The organism is Microcoleus vaginatus HSN003, from assembly GCF_022701255.1.
In the GTDB taxonomy this organism is placed as follows: Bacteria; Cyanobacteriota; Cyanobacteriia; order Cyanobacteriales; family Microcoleaceae; genus Microcoleus; species Microcoleus vaginatus_B.
In genome coordinates this window covers 4,524,745-4,541,890 of sequence record NZ_CP031705.1, presented here as the reverse complement: position 1 = coordinate 4,541,890, position 17,146 = coordinate 4,524,745, and the positions used below count along the sequence as shown (strand labels likewise).

Genomic DNA, 17,146 nt, shown 5'->3' with positions numbered 1-17,146 from the left:
CTTTAAGAGGTGCTTAGTCTAAACTCCAGTTGTTAATGTCCAAAGATATTTTGATCGGGCGATCGCATACAATTGCAATGCCTTCAAAAGCGAAAATCCAGCCACATTCCTGAATTAATGATAGAATCACTTGCCATTTGGTGCGCTCGTACAAATTCAAAACATCAACACAATAATCAATTGCTCCCGACCCTAATTCTACTTTTCCACTAATATAATTACCTGCACAATTTATTGGATTTAGATATAAATTTTTACGATATTTCTGCAAGTAAAATGTTAGTTCATCGTCAGGTATCATTCTGAGCTTATTCGTCATGTTTAATCTATATATAACTTGGATTGTGGAGAAAAGCTTATAGTGCCATCGCATTAATGACCAGATATCTCTATAATTCTCTCTGTTTAATCTGTCCATTTCTCGGTGTACTCTAAACATTGCTTGGAAGTAGGGATCGAAGTATATATTTGTCAATGCTTGTAAGCGATCGCCAAACTGAATGGATAATTGAATTTCGATAATTCGCGACAAAGCAGCAAAAGGACTACTACAAAAAATAATTATAGGTTTTTGTCTCCCTAGCGTGGCGTAAGCCAGTTGGATAGCTGCTGTAGCTTCCTGATAGTTAATAGATTTTGTAGAAAGAATGATGCCTTCCCACTTTTCCATATAAACTGGAATAAGAGCTTTTTGTTCGGGAGCTAGTTCCGAAATTAGGTCAGTCATAAAGTAAATAATAATTTAGGGGATTATTGAATAATTTATCATAACTAAAATAATAGTTTTATTGCAGGAGGAGCGTATAGTTTTTGAACTAAAAAGATTTGATTGACGTGTTTGACGATTAATCGTGCAACACTTTGCAAAAATTAATATAAAAATACAGCTTGCAGTGTCAACAGATAGCAAACTCATGTACAATTCTACCAATATGTGCATCAAATCTCAGGTCTAACAGGGTTCAAAATATGGCAACCAGAATTCAGAACCTGCAAATAACTAAAGTAGTTGATGGCGACAGCATCAAAATTTCTCTCAACGGCAAAACCGAGTCTCTGCGCCTGATTTGCGTCGATACAGAAGAAAGTCATTCGGGAGGCTCCAAACCTATAACTGCTGCGGGCAAAGCAGCTTCGGAAATGGCTAAAAAATACTTCGCCACAGCAGATGGCGGACTTGCTCAAATTGACATAGAATTTGATACAGATGATCCCATAGAAATTGCGGTGGAAAAACACCGCGACAATTATGGTCGCCTCCTTTGTTACGTGCATAAAGATGAGGAAAATTACAATCTAAAACTGATTGCAGAAGGCTGGAGTCCCTACTTTGTGAAATACGGGCGCTCCCGATTGTACCACCGCCAAATGACTGAGGCAGAATCGGCAGCAAAAGCTTACAATCTGATGATTTGGAATCCGATTACCAATGCCAAAATTCCCTGTCGCAACTATGCTAATTTACTGCCTTGGTGGTCGATGCGCGCCTCAATTGTTGAAGAATTTCGCTTGTCGAAACCAACGGGAGGAACGTTTTCCTTGAGGTTGGATTATCCAAAAATATTGGCAGCTTCCGAGACAGCTAAATCTATTACTATTTTCTGCGATTTGCAGGCTGGGATTAATAAATGGATAGGCAATAATGCTCTAATTTATGCTGGTTCGGTTTATCATAAATTAGACTTGTGGATACCGGATGCTGAGACTGAGACGATGGCACCTTTAAAGCGGCTGATTGACAAGCGTTATGCGGGTCAAGGACGCGGCTACGTTTATATTAGCGGGAAGGTAGAACAGTACAAAGGGAAGCCTCAAATTGTTTTGAGGGATATCAAACAACTTTCGGATTTTCCCAGATAATATTTAAACCAGACTTTATTTCATCCATCTTTTTTACTGGTTCTAATGTTCTTCCGAAGTACGATCGCGCAAATAGAGGGATCTCCTAAAAAAGCTCGTCCTCTATTCAGCCATGATATTTTATTTATCCAGAGGTGCAGGAAAATTTTTTGAATTTGCGGACGGTTATTATTTCCCTTCAAACGAGGTCACAAAATAATCAAAATTATATCATTTTTTCCATAGCGCTAATACTTTAGACTCGCTGTATGCACGTAAAAAGTGGGGAGCGAGTCAGCGTGTAACATCGTTCCGACAGAAACACAATCGATTGTTTTAGCTAGCCAAGTTTTTAACTTCAGTATTATTAAGGTTGATTAAGCCAAATATTAAGTGTATTTAACCCGTTAATACTATAATATTATCACCGCAAATCTGTAGCTGCCAATAGCTGCGCGATCGATCCACACTCCAGAGACTTAAAAGCTATGTGCCAATTACTGGGAATGAACTGCAATGTTCCGACAGATATTTGCTTTTCTTTTGAGGGTTTTTCTGCAAGGGGGGGCAAAACGGACGTTCATCAAGACGGTTGGGGAATTGCTTTCTTTGAAGGTTTGGGATGTCGCCTTTTTATAGACTCTAAACCTGCGATTGCTTCTCCGGTTGCAGAAGTAGTGCGTCGCTATCCCATTCATTCAACTAACGTCATTGCTCACATCCGCAAAGCCACGCAAGGCAAAATTGCTCTGGAAAACTGCCACCCTTTTATTCGGGAACTTTGGGGACGTTATTGGGTATTTGCTCACAACGGAAATCTCGAAAATTTTCATCCAGAATGTGCCGGAGTTTACAAACCGGTTGGCAAAACTGACAGCGAAAAAGCATTTTGTTTGATATTAGAAAAGTTGCGCTCTACTTTTCCTCAAAGTAAGCCTGCTTTAGGGGAAATTTACCCGGTACTAGAGGAAATTACTAAAACTTTAGCACAACACGGAATTTTTAATTATTTACTTTCCGATGGAGAACACTTGTTCACCCACTGTTCTACTAATCTGCATTATATTGTGCGACAAGCACCTTTTGCTAGCGCTCACTCGATCGACGAAGATGTAACTGTCGATTTTCGAGAATTGACCAACGAGGACGATCGCGTGGCTGTTATTGCCACTTTTCCGCTGACAGATAACGAAGTTTGGACGCAAATTCAGCCGGGAGAATTGCTGGTATTTGAGGATGGTTTGCCGCTCAATTCTGAGCGGCTGGAGTTAAGTTAACGAGACTTAAACAAATTTAAAGCCTAAACAGAGCATCGAACCTGCTAAATGAATAGCTTTCCAGTTTGATTGATAAAGCCAGATTTGTCATCGCGCTTGACAGCGGCTAAGCCTTCCGAAAAACTGCCCGCCGCCGAAAATTGGGGGGCACTTTTCCACTAGCCTGCTTGATTAAGGTATCCCCACCCTTTTGGAGGGGTAACTGCTGCTAAACCTTGATTAAATGAGCGGGGGTTGCACAATTTGAGGATGATTCTTGTGGCGTGTCCCGCCTTCCGTGAAAAGACATCTTGCACCATTGTCAATAAGCTTTTTATGAACAGGCAAGGTGCCTGTTCACAATACAGCACTTCCGGATGTTATGAGGTACAATAGAATCGACTAAAAATAATATACCAATGAAAGCATACTCAGTAGATTTGCGATCCAAAATAGTAGCAGCCCATGTCGAGCAGAAGCTGTCGATCAGAAAAACAGCAGAAATATTTGCCTGCAGTAAAAGCTTAGTTCAAAAACTTGTCAAGCAACAAAAAATAGAGGGGAATTTACAGCCTAAACCGAGGGGTAAACCCAGATTCAGTCATTTGAATAATGCGTCACAAGAGTTAAGAGAAATAGTGGTCACACATCCCGATGCAACTTTGGTAGAATTGTGTGAGTTGTTCGCCCAAAAGACAGGAAATTGGGTAGGCAGAACAGCCATGTGTAGCGCCTTACAGAAGTTGGGATTAAATCGTAAAAAAAAACAGTCAGGAGTAGCCAAGCAGGCACAGAAAGAGTGATGAAGTTAAGGTTAGACTATTGGGAAAAAGTCAAGGATATCGAGCCAAAAAATCTAGTATTTTTAGATGAGACTGGAGTATTGCTAGGTTTAACCAGAACTCATGCACGTTCGCAACGAGGAACTAGAGCCTATGCGGTCAAACCTTTTTATCGAGGCAAGAAAGTCACAGTAATTGGTGCAATTAGCCTCACGAAAGTAGTGGCATTAATGACCCTGGACAACTCGATGGATAGCAAAGCATTTGAGGTGTTTATCGAGAAATGTTTAGTGCCACAATTGTGGCCCGGAGCCGTAGTAGTGATGGATAACTTACCAGCGCATAAAGTAGATTCAATTACATCGATGATTGCCGTGGTGGGTGCTTCTATTTTATGTTTATCCCCATACTCTCCTGATTTTAATCCGATTGAATTATGGTGGTCGCAACTTAAATCTTTATTGCGACAGTTTTCACCAACCAGCACTAAAATGGTTGACACGATAATTGCTGTGGCTCTTGACTTAATTAATCCGAAACATCTCAAAAACTGGTTTACTAATTGCTGCTACTGTACCTCATAACATCCGGAAGTGCTGTAAAATTCATCTCTTGTGGAACAGGCATCTTGCCTGTTAAGCGAGAATGGTGCAACATCTCAGGTGAAAAGACATTAGACTGGCTAGGATATCCCATCCCACAAAACAATCAAAATCATCCCCCAATTATGCAACGGCTTCTACTGTCCCCGAACTGACAACAGAGGGATTAATTCGGTTGAACAGCCGCTAGAATTTGTCCGGCTGTCACCGTTTGCCCCTTTTCACAAAACAACTGGGCAACAGTGCCGGCAACATCAGCAGTAATAGCAATTTCCATTTTCATCGCTTCCAAAATTAACAGGCGATCGCCTTCAGCAACCGCATCTCCAACATTAACCAGCACCTGCCAAACATTCGCCGAAACGTGAGCGACAACTGCCTCACAGCCGATCGGCAAAGTAACCTCCGCCACCGTCTCAGAACCCACATCCGCCGAGGATTCTGCTGCCACTTCAGCTTCAAATTCCCCGGATGCGGCCCAGCGATCGCGCTCTGCATTAAATGCGGCTTGCTGCTGCGCTTTAAACTCAGCAGCACTGCCCGCAATAGAATGCAAAAACTCATTGTATTCTCTCAAATTAAAAGTGATTTCCTCAACCTTTAATTGAAACTTCCCTTCGATAAATTCTTCCCGACAGCGGTGCAATTCCTCATGAGAAACCGGATAAAATCGGATTTGGTCAAAAAAGCGCAAAAGCCAAGGTTTACCAGACTGGAAATCCGCCGTTTGTTTGAACCGATTCCACATTTGCACCGTGCGGCCGACAAATTGATAACCTCCGGGCCCTTCCATCCCGTAAACGCACAAATACGCGCCGCCAATGCCAACTGCATTTTCAGGAGTCCAAGTGCGGGCGGGATTGTATTTAGTAGTAACCAAACGGTGGCGCGGATCGAGGGGAGTTGCGACGGGCGCGCCTAAATAAACGTCTCCCAAACCCATCACTAAATAGCTAGCATTAAATACAATTTCTCTGACTTGTTCGATGCTGTCAAGCCCGTTTATGCGGCGAATAAACTCAATATTGCTGGGACACCAAGGTGCATCCGATCGCACAGACTGCATATATTTTTCAATGGCCAACAGCGTCGATTCATCTTCCCAAGATAAAGGCAAGTGCACAATTCGCGCCGGCACTTCCAAATCCTCGATCGCCGGAAGTTCCGCCTCCGCCGCAATCAGCGCCTGCATGAGCTGCTGTTGCGAAATCGGGCGGCTGTCAAAATGAATTTGGAGCGATCGCATTCCCGGCACTAATTCGATAACACCAGGCAACGGATTTGCTTTCAACTGTTCCATCAAGGCGTGCGCCCGAAAACGCAAATTTAAATCCAGCACCAACGGGCCGTATTCAACTAGAATATATTTATCCCCAGCTTGACGGTAAGTAACAGCAACCTGTCCCGGAGATTCAGGAATTTCGTGCAAAATTGGAGAAGCGGAAACTGCGGGCAATTCCTCCGCATTTTTCCCAAAAACAGGCAAACAAAAAGTAGCAATTTGCTTATCTTGTGCTAATTCCCGCTGCAAAGCTTCAGCAAAACTCAAACAGTGAAAGCGAATGCTGTCCCCCGGTTTCAGTTGCCCGATTTTCCACAATTCCGACTGCACAATAGTAGCAGGACACACAAAACCTCCCAAACTCGGGCCGTCAAGACCGAGAATTACAGGCATATCGCCCGTAAAATCGATCGTGCCGATCGCGTAAGCATTATCGTGAATGTTAGACGGGTGCAAACCCGCTTCTCCTCCGTCTTGACGCGCCCAGGTGGGCTTCGGGCCAATCAGCCGAATGCCCGTCCGCGTCGAGTTGTAATGCACTTGCCATTCTGTGGAGAAAAACATTTCGATGTCTGACTCAGTAAAGAAATCCGGCGCGCCATGAGGCCCGTACAAAACGCCGATTTCCCAATTATTACTGTAGGTGGGAATTAGTTCCGAAGGCAAAGATATTTCCGCTTCCAGAGTTGCAGTTTGAAGCAGTTTAAGCACATCTCCCGGACGCAGCGTGCGGCCCGCGTGTCCGCCAAATTTGCCCAGTACAAAAGTTGATTTGCTGCCCAAATAATCGGGAACATTAAAGCCGTGCTTTACCGCTAAATAAGTGCGGTAGCCGCCGCCTTGAATGCCTTTTAACTTGAGAATGCTGCCAGCTTTTACGGGAATTGCCGTCCAAAACGGCACCGATTCGCCGTTTAGCGTTCCCTTCATAGTTGCACCCGTCAAACTAATAACTGTATCGGCATTAAAGCGCAGAGTTGGGCCTGTCGCTGTGAATTCCAATCCTGCTGTCGATTCGGGATTTCCTACTAAACGATTTGCCGATCGAAATGCCAGATGATCCATCGGCCCAGAAGGCGGCACGCCAACATCCCAATAGCCAATCCGCCCCGGATAATCTTGAATGCTGCTGTAGGTTCCCCCATCCAATACATCAATCGTTAAAGGTGCGTATTCAAAAGAGTTTAAAAAGCGCGTGCTCAGTTCGCCCCGGTTGAATCTGGAATCGTCCAAAATCTGGCGGAGGTAATCTAAATTAGTTTCAATTCCCGCTATTTCACTGCCATCTAAAGCAGCTTTGAGTTGAGCGATCGCCTGGGTTCGATTATCCCCGCAAACGATTACTTTGGCTAGCAGCGGATCGTAAAAAGGAGTAACCTCCGTGCCGGTTTCTATCCAACTGTCGCAGCGGACGTTTTCGGGAAAGGCAACTTGATTCAGCAACCCGGAACTCGGCTGAAAATTCTTGCCGGCATCTTCCGCATAAATTCGCACCTCAATTGAGTGTCCCTGCGGCCGATAGCGGTACTCTTCCAGGGGGAACAAATCTCCCGAAGCCTGTTTTACCATCCACTCAACAAGGTCGATGTTGTTGACAGCTTCAGTAACGCCGTGCTCAACTTGCAAGCGCGTGTTGACTTCCAAAAAATAAAACTGTTTCGCATCGACATCAAAGACAAATTCAACAGTACCGGCTGACTGGTAATTTACGGCTTTTCCCAGCCGCACTGCTGCACCGTACAACTGATTTCGCTGTTCGTCGCTAATAGCAGGGGCGGGGGTTTCTTCAATTACTTTTTGATTGCGCCGCTGCACTGAACAATCTCGCTCGCCCAAGGCTATGACATTTCCTTTGCCATCTCCAAAGATTTGGACTTCAATGTGCCTGGCTGTTTGAATGTATTTCTCTAAAAAAACGCCGCTTTGTTTAAAATTGCTTTGACTCAAACGCTGTACTTTTTCAAATGCTTCTGCCAAATCTGGATCGCCAAAACAAGCCTGCAAACCAATGCCGCCACCGCCTGCGGTACTTTTGAGCATTACCGGATAGCCGATCGCCCCAGCGGCTTTTTGGGCATCCTCTAAACTTGCTAAAAGTTCGCTTCCGGGAGTTAGCGGCACTTGATTTGCAGCGGCTATTTCCCGCGCGGTGTGCTTCAATCCAAAGCAGCGCAACTGAGTCGGAGTCGGGCCGATAAATGCAATATTTTCGCTTGCACAAGCTTCGGCAAATTCAGCATTTTCGCTCAAAAAGCCGTAACCCGGATGAATAGCTTGAGCTTTTGTTTGGCGCGCAACTTCGAGAATGCGATCGAACCGCAAATAACTCTCGGCTGCGGCGGCTGCACCGATACAAACGGCTTCGCTGGCGGCGAAAACGTGTTTGGCGTGGGCGTCGGCTTCAGAATATACTGCTACCGAAGCAATTCCGAGGCGATCGAGCGTGCGGATAATTCGGCAGGCAATTTCACCGCGATTTGCAATCAAAACTTTGTTAAACATTGGGGTAATTGGTAATTGGGAATTGCAGGGGTGTCTGCTTACATCTTGTACTATCCTGAAAAACAGGCAGGATGCCTGTTCCACAAAGAGTGAGTTTTCTTGTGGGTCGAACAGGCAGGATGCCTGTTCCACAAACATTAAATTTTCTTGTGGGGTGGGCTTCTAGCCCGCCCCTAAAACTATCCTGAAAAACAGGCAGGATGCCTGTTCCACAAACATTAAATTTTCTTGTGGGGTGGGCTTCTAGCCCGCCCCTAAAACTATCCTGAAAAACAGGCAGGATGCCTGTTCCACAAACATTAAATTTTCTTGTGGGGTGGGCTTCTAGCCCGCCCCTAAAACTATCCTGAAAAACAGGCAGGATGCCTGTTCCACAAACATTAAATTTTCTTGTGGGGTGGGCTTCTAGCCCGCCCCTAAAAAAATTGCGGAGGGAGTGCCCACCCTACTTTACACGGAATCCCAAACAATCAACTGAATCGGCGTAGGATTGTAAGCATTGCAAGGATTGTTCATTTGCGGGCAGTTAGAAATAGCAACTAGCGCGTTCATTTCGGCTCGCAAATCAACTGTACTTCCCGGATCGGAGATGCCGTCAACAATTTCAAGCGTGCCATCTTCGCTAACCGGAACATTCATAAAGAAGTTGATATTGCTGACTAAATCTTGCTTACCCAAACCGTGGGGAAGAATTGCGGCGAGGAAATTTTCAACACAGGCGTGCTGGTATTTTTTATCTAACCCAAACCGCACCGAATTGCTCTCGCAGCTACAGGCGCCACCGGAGGTATCGTGCCGCCCGCAGGAGTCAGCAATTATGGTCATCATGGCTCGCCCTTCGTTGGAAATGAGTTTGCTGTTTGTAGTGACAAAGATGTTGCCTTGATTGACGATCGTATCGGGGGCGCTGTAGCGTTCGGAAGGGTCATCCGCATTGTAAACTAAAAAATCTACTGCTTGATTTCCGCCTAAATCTACAATGCGGAGAATCTGTCCTTTTTTGATGACACGAGCCCAGGGATATGTGGCTGGTAAAACTTCGTTATAAATTGCAGTTTTTGGATCGAGAAGTTGTTGGGTAGTTGCAGTCATGGTTCACTTTTTGTGAGGAAATTGTAGAATATTTCACCGCAGATTGATGCGGATAAGATTGAGTTGGGAATCGAGTTTATTGCACGAACAAAGCATCGGTGTTAGTGAACCCGCGCACGGCTTCCGGGTTGGCGGTGCGGCACAAGTCGTCTGGTGCGGGTGCGGGGGATTTCACAATCTGAATTTGGATAGGTTTTGGATCGTAAATTGACCCAGGATGCAGGATGTGGGGGCAGTTAGAGATAACGGTCAATACGTTCATTTCTGCTCGCAAATCGATAAAACTCCCCGGTTTTTCGCAGCCTTCGCGAAACTCCATCGTGCCGTCGGGCTTGACGGCAATGCGAGTAAATAAGTTGAGGTTGGGCATAATATCTTTTTTGCTCAATCCCCACCGAGTTAGGGCTTTGAGGAAGTTGTCGCGGGAGTTTTTCCAGTTTCCTTCGCCGTATTTTTTAGCATTGCTAACGGCGTTGCTACATCCTCCTAGCAAATCGTGACAGCCGGATGTGTCTTGGGTGATGGAAAATAGGATGCGTCCCATGTCTGTGTAGATCACCATGCCTTGTTTGAGAAAGGCGTTGAATTGAATTTTGGCGGTGTCTGCTGCGTTGAAACGTTCGATCGCATTGTCGGCGTTGTAGCACAGCATGGAAACGCCGCGAGAGCCTTCTAAATCGGTGATTCGCAGGGTGTTTCCCCGCTTGACGACTCCAGACCAGTACGCGCCGCCTGGTACGGTTTCTTGCATTAATACGAGGTCAGAATCAATTTCTGAGTTTGTGTCGATCGATGATAGTTGCACCATAAGTTCCTCTTGATGTATTTGGGGGGGTCAGCGAAACAAAACAATAGTATTTTGTAGTGGCAAAACTTACCCTCTCCCAAAGTAATATTTATCTCCACTGATATCTTGCACCATTCTCAAGAACGGGCAAGATGCCCGTTCCACAATAATATTGAATTTTGTGGAACGGGCATCTTGCCCGTGCCTAAATAGGTAATTGACAATGGTGCAAGATGTTAAGTTTCCACTTACTTAGGTTGGCCGTTGTACTGTTGGCGCGGGTGCAAAAAGTGCAAATACAAACCTATTTCTATTTAAGCAGCCATTGCAACTGCTTCCTGTCCGTTTATATCTTGCACCATTCTCAAGAACGGGCAAGATGCCCGTTCCACAAAGAGTGAGTTTTCTTGTGGGGTGGGCATCCTGCCCGCCCAAAAAGTGCAAATACAAACCTATTTCTATTTAAGCAGCCATTGCAACTGCTTCTTGTCCATGTTGCCGCATCAAATCCATGAGCTCGTCGCGGTAATCGTGGAATTTGGCGTGCCGTTTAATGCTGGGAGTGCGATCGGGCAAATTAATCGACATTTCCTTTCTCACTGTACCGGGACGAGCGCCCAAAGCATAAATCCGATTGGAAAGAAACACCGCTTCTTCGACATCGTGGGTAATCATAAAGATTGTAATCTGAGTGCGACGCCACAAATCGAGCATGAATTCGTGCATCGATTCTTTAGTGTGGATATCCAAGGCGCCGAAAGGTTCATCCATTAATAACACTTTAGGTTCAGAAGCGAGGGCGCGGGCGATCGCCACCCGCTGTTTCATCCCGCCCGACAATTCCTTCGGTAGCGACGAAGCAAACTGCGTCAATCCTACCACACTCAAATAATAGCTAGCTTGTTCGCGCCGCTTTTTCTTGGACACGCCTTGAAGTTTGAGGCCAAACTCGGCATTTTCCTGCACGTTCATCCAAGGATAAAGAGTGTAATGCTGAAATACCATACCTCGATCCGGCCCAGGCGAAACAACTTCCTTGCCGTCAATTTTCACTTCCCCTGTTGTAGGCTTGTCCAATCCCGCAATCTGCCTCAACAGAGTAGATTTGCCCGAACCGGATGCGCCTACCGCGCAGATAAATTCGCCTTGCTTAATGCTCATATTGATGTCCTTGAGGACAACTAATTTACCGTTTTTCGTTTCAAAGTTTTTGTGCAGGTTGTTGATTTGTAGAAACATGAGTTTATCCTCTGTATTGTAAGTAAAAAATTGATTTTTTCATTCCCAAAATCGGCAAATTTTAGGAGTAAAAACGATATCTAGCGTGGGTTTCAATTGTATTTTACACCACTGCCTTCTTCCCTCTTCCTTCTTCCCCATTCCTTCAACATCTGCTTACTGTTTCTGAATTGACCATTTACAAGAAACCCGCAGCAGATATTGAAAAAGCAAGTCAAAAGTCAGTCCGATTGCCCCAATGACAATCAGCCCCACAAAAATTTCCTCGGTTCGGAGAAATCGACCTGCGACGCTGATCCGGCGGCCTAAGCCTTCGGTTGCCGCAATCAACTCCGAAACGATTACCAATTGCCAAGCCGCAGCTAGGTTGATGCGGCTAGCATCAAGAATTCCCGGCAAAACGTGGGGAAAAATAACTTGAGTTAGGATTTCCCAGCGATTCCCGCCCAACATATAAGTAGCTTCGATCAAGTCTTTTGAAACAAACTTGACCGTATCCATCACCATCAGCGAATTGAAGAAAAAGACGCCGATAAATATCAGCATTATTTTTGGTTCTTCGCCGATGCCCAAGTAAAGAATTAGTAGGGGAATGAATGCTGGTGCGGGCATATATCGCATCAAGCCGAACATGGGTTCAAGCAAGGCACGAATACTGGAAAAACTGCCCATCAGCACGCCAATTGGTATGGAAAAAACCAAGGCGAACAGAAAGCCCACTCCCACCCGCCACAAACTCGCTACCGTGTCTTTCAAAAGTTCGCGAGTGTTCCACAGCCGACCAAATGCCTCTAAAACTTTGCCGGGGGAAGGCAAAAATTTGGGGTCTACGTTGGCGAAGGTTGTTACTAGCCACCACAGCAGCACCGGCAGTGCGATCGATGTTACCGTTAACCCAATATTGAGGGGTTGTGGTATCTCTTCCGCAATCCGCCAGAAAACGGTGGGATTTAGGCTTTTTTGCTTGAGGTGGGATTGGATCGATCGGGGTTCGGGATTTGGTGGCATGATTTAATGGCAGAACAGTTGAGCGAGTAATTGAAGTAGATTTTGGGGATTATAAAAAGTATTTTTTTTTAGGTTTTTTGTGTCTGCAAAATCGTAAATTTTGCCTCCTAGCTTTTACCTTCGGCATAAGCTTTGATAAAGCGATCGTCAAATAATGTGCTGATATCTGGTTGGGTTTTGGCTAAATTTACATCGACGAGGAATTTAGTCATTTCTGCCGCCGCAAACTGCAATGATGTCATGTCATTTCCCGGTTGAAAGGCTTTCAAGTTTTCCTCAATCGTAAATATCTTAGTACCGTTTTCATATTCTTTGTATTCCTCAACGCTAACTCCGGCGCGGTTGGCTAGAATTTCGTAAGATTTCTCTTTATTTGCTTTCATGTATTCCAATGTTGCAAACCATGAATTGACCAGGGCTTGGACTCTATCTGGGTGTTCGCTGATAAACTTTCGCGTGAATACCAAATGGTCGGAAATCGCCCCCGGAAAATCTTTTGAACTAAACAGTTCCTTGCTATTCGAGCGTTTTAATGCCTGGGTGGTAAACGGCGCAAATACTGCCACCGCATCGACTTGTCCTCCGACGAAAGCCGCCGCAGCTTGGCCGGTTTCCAGCGGTACAAATTGAATATCTTGCACTGATAAACCTGCTTTTCTCAGCCCTAACAGCAATAGAAAGTGATCCACTGTACCTTCCTCTGCTGCAACTTTTTTTCCTTTTAAATCGGCAACGGAATTGATGCCTTCGGCGACAATCACTTTGTCATTTCCCGTCGAGTTGTCGTTGACTAAAACAATTACTTGATCGGCGCCGCCTGATATAGAGTTTACTGTATCGCCGAGGGTTTGGCTGTTAGCATCTATCTGTCCTGCTGTGAGGGTGCTGATCGATTCTAAGTAGCCGTCAAACCATTTTAAGTCTACAGGAACATTGTTGACTTCAAATATCTTTTGTTCTTTGGCAATTTGCCAAGGAAACCAGCCGGGCCACGCACTGAATCCGAGGCGAACTGCGTTAGCACTTACTGAAGAAGCTGCTTCGGTTTCTGTCGTGGTTTTGATATAAATTGCGGGGTTGACGCAGCCGACAGCAAAAAACAAGGTGATAAAAAATAGGGCGCAGTAGGATAAGGGCGATCGCGTTATTTTGGGGGAGCAATATGGGATATTCATAGCAGATTCTGGTTGCTGATTAGAGGTGAATATATCGATCGAGCTTTTGCACCTTCTTTGGCTTCCTTAGCTTCCGCAAACCCCCTGATATACAAGGATAAAGCCCGAGAGCTAACGAACCGAGTCTTGATGACCGATCGCGTTTCTCCCGGGCTTTTATCCCGCCGTGTAACTGGCTAGTGTTTCCCTAAAATTAAAATCTTGGGAGAACCAGTCTGCTTCTCTCGGACCAGCACTTGAACTTTCTAAGCTGAGTTAGAAACTGATTCAAATCGGAACCCTAGAAGCGGTTAAATTTTTTCGGTTTTTGTCTGTATAAGTCCTGTTTGCAACCCAAGGAGTTATGCGAGACTGTCACTAACAGCAATGCACTTAGCTTTTTGAAAGGTAAGCATACTGTAGTTTGCAATCTTACTAGATTGCTACGTTTCAAACGGTAACAGCAAACTTGATGCGAAAATGTGTAAAATGTTACAAAAAACGGTTTTTCTGGAATTTATAAAATTAAAATTTTTGGAAGATTAAACCGGGGAATGAGACGGGGCGATGGGAAATCGCGAAGTTTGCCTGCACACAAAGACGAAACCCGCAAGGTCAGGGTTAAATATTTCTCAAGAAATAGTTCGAGCCCTAGACTGGATGCGAGTACGATCGCCAATGCGGTAAACTAACTTTCTATTTGTAAGAACTGAGATGTTCCACCATTCTCAATAAGCCTTTTATGGGCGGGCAGGATGCCCACCCCACAAGAAGAAAGCAATACACTCTTTGTGGAACAGCCATCTTGCCTGTTAAGCGAGAATGGTACTCTGGGCGTGAGTAATAACGATCGCCCAGCAAAGCCTGTAAACTCAATTGTTCAATCGAAAATCTAAAATCTAAAATCTAAAATCGACTGACGGTGCATTATGGAAAAATTTAACTACAGCAACAGTCTCGACATTCATTCGCTGCTCGATCGCTACCGCACCGGCTCGATCGCGCCTGCAGATGTAATCGCGAGCGTGTACGATCGGATCGAACGCTATGCAGATCCGGCGGTATGGATTTATTTAGCACCGCTGGCGGAAACCCTCGAACGCGCCAAAGCCTTGAAAAACCTAGATCCGCAGCAGCTACCACTCTACGGGATACCTTTTGCGATCAAAGATAATCTCGATTGGGCGGGCGTTCCGACTACGGCGGGATGTCCACAGTTTGCTAGCACTCCAGCGCGATCGTCCGCAGTCGTCGAGCGCCTGTGCGCGGCAGGTGCGATCGCGATCGGCAAAACAAACATGGATCAATTTGCCACAGGATTAGTGGGAACCCGCACGCCTTATGGAGTTTGCCGCAATCCGTTCGATTCGCGCTACATTCCGGGCGGATCGAGTTCTGGTTCCGCCGCAGCAGTCTCGGCCGGATTGGTGAGTTTTGCTCTGGGTACCGATACCGCAGGATCGGGGCGGGTTCCCGCTGCTTTTACCAACATTGTCGGACTGAAGCCAAGTTGCGGCTCGATCAGCACTCGTGGCCTGCTACCGGCGGTGCGATCGCTCGATTGCGTTTCTGTGTTCGCTCTCACCTGTGCGGATGCAGCTTCCGTGCTGCAAGTAGCCAGCGGTTTTGACGCTGAGGATGCGTTTTCTCGTCACCCTGAAACGAAAGTTTTGCCGGATTTATCCCGCTTGCGGGTGGGAGTTCCCGGAGACGGCGAACTCGAATTTTTCGGGAATGCAGAAGCCGAACAGCGCTACCGGGATGCGATCGCGCGCTTGCAATCTTTGGGCTGCACGATCGCACCTATTGACTTCAAACCCTTTGCGGATGCTGCCGAACTGCTCTACGGCGGCCCTTGGGTAGCAGAAAGGTTGGCCGCGATCGGCGATTTCCTCGACGCGCACCCAGAGGATCTCGATCCGATTGTCTACAAAATTATCAGCGGCGGCAAACGCTACGATGCCGTCGCGGCTTACCGCGCGTCGTACCAGTTAGCCGAACTCCGCCAGCAGGCAGAAATTCAGTGGCAGTCAATGGATGTGTTGGCGGTTCCCACGACAGGCACGATTTATACTGTCGCAGAAGTTGCAGCCGAGCCGATCGCGCTGAACACCAATCTCGGGCGCTACACGAATTTTGCGAATTTGCTCGATTTGTGTGCGATCGCAGTTCCCAGCGGGTTTCAAAGCAGCGGATTGCCCGCAGGATTGACACTGATGGCTCCTGCGTGGCACGATTTATCGCTCTGCAGCCTGGGATCTGCTTTGCACGCTAGCTTGGGGGGAACTATGGGCGCAACCAACCTACCGCTGCCAACCGTCCCAGAACCCGCCATCGCCGCCAAATCTTCCTCAGAAGAACGAGTCAAAATAGCCGTAGTTGGCGCTCATTTGAGCGGTGAGCCGCTGAATTATCAACTAATCGAGGGGGGAGGCATTTTGGTTCGCGCCTGCCGTACCAGCCCGATTTACAAGCTGTACGCTTTGACGGGTACTGCTCTGGGCAAGCCGGGATTGGTGCGTCAGATAGAGGGCGGTAGCGCGATCGAGGTGGAAGTTTGGGAGTTGTCGATCTCCGCTTTCGGCGGATTTGTCGCTAAAATTCCCCCGCCTTTGGGAATTGGTACGCTGGTGTTGGAGGACGGCTCCCCGGTGCAGGGCTTTTTGTGCGAATCTTATGCTGTGGCGGATGCGATCGATATTTCTCATCTCGGCGGTTGGCGAGCTTATAGCTTCCGGTTTTAGGCTAAGTTAGAATTGCAAATTTCTACCCATCTTCAGAATCATGCCATCAGCAGTGCCAATTCGACCAATTCCCATCACAACCCCAACCCCCAGCGGCGGCGGTACCAGTCCCGGAGGGGCACCTGGCGGCACTCGCGGCACCAGCGGCCCCGACTCCCTCAGAGGTACTGCGGGGGCTAACTTGATATTTGGTTTGGGTGGCCCTGACAGCATTTTGGGCTTAGCCGCAGACGATTCCCTCTACGGCGGCGACGGCGATGACTCACTGCTGGGCGACGTTGGTAATGACATACTGTTCGGCGGTGCCGGCCGTGACAGCGTTTTGGGCGGCGCCGGCGACGATACTTTCTACGGTGGCAAAGGTTCTGACTCAATGCTGGGCGCCGATGGCACTGATTTGCTGTTTGGCAACCAAGACACCGATACTTTGTTGGGAGGCGCGGGCGATGACACGCTTTTTGGGGGTGCCGGCGATGACTCGCTGTTTGGTGGCATCGGCAATGACTGTTTATCCGGCGATCGCGGCGCAGATACTTTAACTGGCGGCACCGGAAACGATACTTTTGCGATCGGGCGATCGGCAGATGGTGATGTGATTACAGACTTTACTGATGGTATCGATCAAATTCGCTTGACGGCCGGCCTCACCTTTGGCGAACTCACCATTTCCGCTGGGACTGGAACTTCGCCGAGTACAATTATTCAGCTTACAAGCAGCAAGGAAAATCTGGCTACTTTATTCGGAGTTGCCCCCTCTTCTATCACTCAGGCGGACTTTATTTTCTAATTGGGAATTGGGAATTGATAATTGGGCGGGTACTTTGTAGTTTTAAGTTTTTAATGTTGAACTTTTTAACTT

General features: G+C 46.6%; 14 protein-coding genes, 1 pseudogene and 1 riboswitch. Of the genes and pseudogenes, 7 read left to right on the top strand and 8 right to left on the bottom strand.

Features of this window, described 5'->3' with window-relative positions:
* Positions 1–13: 13 nt before the first annotated feature.
* On the bottom strand, positions 14–727 hold the full coding sequence (locus D0A37_RS19665; protein ID WP_242716829.1) for a hypothetical protein: 714 nt from the start codon (positions 725–727) through the stop codon (positions 14–16).
* A gap of 242 nt (positions 728–969) precedes the next feature.
* Between D0A37_RS19665 and D0A37_RS19660 the strand changes: the two genes are divergently transcribed.
* On the top strand, positions 970–1,860 hold the full coding sequence (locus D0A37_RS19660) for a thermonuclease family protein (protein WP_242716827.1): 891 nt from the start codon (positions 970–972) through the stop codon (positions 1,858–1,860).
* Between the two features lie 467 nt (positions 1,861–2,327).
* Complete coding sequence (locus D0A37_RS19655) at positions 2,328–3,116, top strand: class II glutamine amidotransferase (protein WP_242716826.1); 789 nt, start codon at positions 2,328–2,330, stop codon at positions 3,114–3,116.
* Positions 3,117–3,160: 44 nt separating this feature from the next.
* Here D0A37_RS19655 and D0A37_RS29530 read toward each other — a convergent pair.
* Positions 3,161–3,235, bottom strand: a pseudogene (locus tag D0A37_RS29530) (hypothetical protein); the annotation flags it as partial.
* Between the two features lie 279 nt (positions 3,236–3,514).
* Here D0A37_RS29530 and D0A37_RS19650 point away from each other — a divergent pair.
* Positions 3,515–3,898 (top strand): helix-turn-helix domain-containing protein, encoded by a 384-nt coding sequence (locus D0A37_RS19650; protein ID WP_242715925.1) that lies wholly within the window; start codon positions 3,515–3,517, stop codon positions 3,896–3,898.
* Positions 3,898–4,461, top strand: a complete 564-nt coding sequence (locus D0A37_RS19645; RefSeq protein WP_242715923.1) for an IS630 family transposase — start codon at positions 3,898–3,900, stop codon at positions 4,459–4,461. The genes D0A37_RS19650 and D0A37_RS19645 overlap by 1 nt, the downstream gene beginning before the upstream one ends.
* A 184-nt stretch (positions 4,462–4,645) precedes the next feature.
* On the opposite strand, the gene uca is transcribed toward D0A37_RS19645, so the two are convergent.
* The 6 genes from uca to D0A37_RS19615 all read right to left on the bottom strand — a co-directional run bounded on the left by uca (position 4,646) and on the right by D0A37_RS19615 (position 13,564).
* Positions 4,646–8,263 carry an urea carboxylase gene (uca, locus tag D0A37_RS19640; RefSeq protein ID WP_242716825.1) on the bottom strand — a complete coding sequence of 1,206 codons (3,618 nt, stop codon included), beginning with the start codon at positions 8,261–8,263 and terminating at the stop codon, positions 4,646–4,648.
* 450 nt (positions 8,264–8,713) lie between these two features.
* Positions 8,714–9,355 carry an urea amidolyase associated protein UAAP2 gene (locus D0A37_RS19635; protein ID WP_242716824.1) on the bottom strand — a complete coding sequence of 214 codons (642 nt, stop codon included), beginning with the start codon at positions 9,353–9,355 and terminating at the stop codon, positions 8,714–8,716.
* Positions 9,356–9,431: 76 nt separating this feature from the next.
* Positions 9,432–10,163 carry an urea amidolyase associated protein UAAP1 gene (locus tag D0A37_RS19630; RefSeq protein WP_242716823.1) on the bottom strand — a complete coding sequence of 244 codons (732 nt, stop codon included), beginning with the start codon at positions 10,161–10,163 and terminating at the stop codon, positions 9,432–9,434.
* Between the two features lie 441 nt (positions 10,164–10,604).
* A complete protein-coding gene (locus D0A37_RS19625; RefSeq protein WP_242716822.1) occupies positions 10,605–11,381 on the bottom strand; it encodes an ABC transporter ATP-binding protein in 777 nt (258 codons plus the stop codon).
* Between the two features lie 156 nt (positions 11,382–11,537).
* Positions 11,538–12,389 (bottom strand): ABC transporter permease, encoded by an 852-nt coding sequence (locus D0A37_RS19620; RefSeq protein ID WP_242716821.1) that lies wholly within the window; start codon positions 12,387–12,389, stop codon positions 11,538–11,540.
* A gap of 107 nt (positions 12,390–12,496) precedes the next feature.
* Positions 12,497–13,564 carry an ABC transporter substrate-binding protein gene (locus D0A37_RS19615; RefSeq protein ID WP_242716819.1) on the bottom strand — a complete coding sequence of 356 codons (1,068 nt, stop codon included), beginning with the start codon at positions 13,562–13,564 and terminating at the stop codon, positions 12,497–12,499.
* Positions 13,565–13,707: 143 nt separating this feature from the next.
* A riboswitch (guanidine-I (ykkC/yxkD leader) is annotated at positions 13,708–13,859 on the bottom strand.
* Between the two features lie 439 nt (positions 13,860–14,298).
* Here D0A37_RS19615 and D0A37_RS19610 point away from each other — a divergent pair.
* From D0A37_RS19610 to D0A37_RS19600, 3 genes are read left to right on the top strand one after another with little or no spacing between them, the layout of a single operon-like run.
* Positions 14,299–14,439: a hypothetical protein gene (locus D0A37_RS19610; protein ID WP_242716817.1), complete on the top strand. Its 141-nt coding sequence runs from the start codon at positions 14,299–14,301 to the stop codon at positions 14,437–14,439.
* Between the two features lie 33 nt (positions 14,440–14,472).
* On the top strand, positions 14,473–16,287 hold the full coding sequence (gene atzF / locus D0A37_RS19605) for an allophanate hydrolase (RefSeq protein WP_242716815.1): 1,815 nt from the start codon (positions 14,473–14,475) through the stop codon (positions 16,285–16,287).
* Positions 16,288–16,327: 40 nt separating this feature from the next.
* A complete protein-coding gene (locus tag D0A37_RS19600; protein WP_242716813.1) occupies positions 16,328–17,074 on the top strand; it encodes a calcium-binding protein in 747 nt (248 codons plus the stop codon).
* Positions 17,075–17,146 lie beyond the last annotated feature (72 nt).

Coding starts and splice junctions, on each gene's coding strand:
- D0A37_RS19615 (WP_242716819.1), bottom strand. CDS start 13,564: ATGAATATCCCATATTGCTCCCCCAAAATAACGCGATCGCCCTTATCC.
- D0A37_RS19650 (WP_242715925.1), top strand. CDS start 3,515: ATGAAAGCATACTCAGTAGATTTGCGATCCAAAATAGTAGCAGCCCAT.
- D0A37_RS19630 (WP_242716823.1), bottom strand. CDS start 10,163: ATGGTGCAACTATCATCGATCGACACAAACTCAGAAATTGATTCTGAC.
- uca (WP_242716825.1), bottom strand. CDS start 8,263: ATGTTTAACAAAGTTTTGATTGCAAATCGCGGTGAAATTGCCTGCCGA.
- D0A37_RS19610 (WP_242716817.1), top strand. CDS start 14,299: ATGCCCACCCCACAAGAAGAAAGCAATACACTCTTTGTGGAACAGCCA.
- D0A37_RS19600 (WP_242716813.1), top strand. CDS start 16,328: ATGCCATCAGCAGTGCCAATTCGACCAATTCCCATCACAACCCCAACC.
- D0A37_RS19645 (WP_242715923.1), top strand. CDS start 3,898: ATGAAGTTAAGGTTAGACTATTGGGAAAAAGTCAAGGATATCGAGCCA.
- D0A37_RS19635 (WP_242716824.1), bottom strand. CDS start 9,355: ATGACTGCAACTACCCAACAACTTCTCGATCCAAAAACTGCAATTTAT.
- D0A37_RS19620 (WP_242716821.1), bottom strand. CDS start 12,389: ATGCCACCAAATCCCGAACCCCGATCGATCCAATCCCACCTCAAGCAA.
- D0A37_RS19625 (WP_242716822.1), bottom strand. CDS start 11,381: ATGTTTCTACAAATCAACAACCTGCACAAAAACTTTGAAACGAAAAAC.
- D0A37_RS19665 (WP_242716829.1), bottom strand. CDS start 727: ATGACTGACCTAATTTCGGAACTAGCTCCCGAACAAAAAGCTCTTATT.
- D0A37_RS19655 (WP_242716826.1), top strand. CDS start 2,328: ATGTGCCAATTACTGGGAATGAACTGCAATGTTCCGACAGATATTTGC.
- atzF (WP_242716815.1), top strand. CDS start 14,473: ATGGAAAAATTTAACTACAGCAACAGTCTCGACATTCATTCGCTGCTC.
- D0A37_RS19660 (WP_242716827.1), top strand. CDS start 970: ATGGCAACCAGAATTCAGAACCTGCAAATAACTAAAGTAGTTGATGGC.